Below are 862 nucleotides of genomic sequence, written 5' to 3'. Positions count from 1 at the left end.
TCTTCAGAAAGGTTCGGGAAACGATAGGCCACGGAAATCGCCAAGAAAATCGAAAAAGAGTGTCAGGGGCCGCAGCTGCCCCCTCGCCCCGTCGATTTTCAGGGGACTGTCGCGCGGCGGCGGCCCGCGCCCCCCGAAAACGCGACAAACTCCCGGTTCGAACGCAGTTGCCAAGGTGCGCGGTGCGCGGTGGCGTCACCGCAGGCCCACCAGACGAACGCATGGGGCGCAGTCCGTGGGGGTCGCCGGCCCCAAGCGTCCGAAACAGAAGGGCGCGGAAGACCTGCCTCCGCGCCCTGTCCGATGTCACACGACGGCCCGATGCGCCGGGCCGCAGACCCTGCTCAGCTCCGCGCCTTGCGCACGAGCTCGAGAATGTCGCGCGCGGCTTCCGGGATGTTGGTGCCCGGGCCGAAGATCGCCTTCACGCCGGAGTCGTAGAGGAACTTGTAATCCTGTTGCGGGATGACCCCGCCGCAGATCACGATGATGTCCTCGGCGCCCTGCGCCTTCAGCGCCTCGATGAGCTGCGGCGCCAGCGTCTTGTGACCCGCCGCCTGCGACGAGATCCCGACGATGTGCACGTCGTTGTCGATGGCATCCTGCGCGGCCTCGTCCGGGGTCTGGAACAGCGGACCCACATCCACGTCGAAACCGATGTCGGCAAAGGCCGTCGCGATGACCTTGGCACCGCGGTCGTGACCGTCCTGCCCCATCTTGACCACGAGCATCCGCGGACGGCGGCCTTCCTCTTCGGCGAAGTCCTCGACCGCCTTCTGGATGGCGGCAAAGCCCTCGTCGCCCTCGTAGGCGGCGCCGTAGACCCCCGCCAGCGTCTTCACCTCGGCCCGGTGGCGGCCGA

1 protein-coding gene is annotated in these 862 nt (G+C 67.6%); it reads right to left on the bottom strand.

Features of this window, described 5'->3' with window-relative positions; translation table 11 throughout:
- Positions 1 to 344: 344 nt before the first annotated feature.
- A partial coding sequence (locus HC022_RS27775; RefSeq protein ID WP_175583771.1) for a cobalamin-dependent protein occupies positions 345 to 862 on the bottom strand: 518 nt, incomplete at its 5' end.

Source organism: Salipiger sp. HF18 (genome assembly GCF_011806505.1).
In the GTDB taxonomy this organism is placed as follows: domain Bacteria; phylum Pseudomonadota; class Alphaproteobacteria; order Rhodobacterales; family Rhodobacteraceae; genus Salipiger; species Salipiger thiooxidans.
This window is presented reverse-complemented; position numbering and strand designations above follow the sequence as displayed.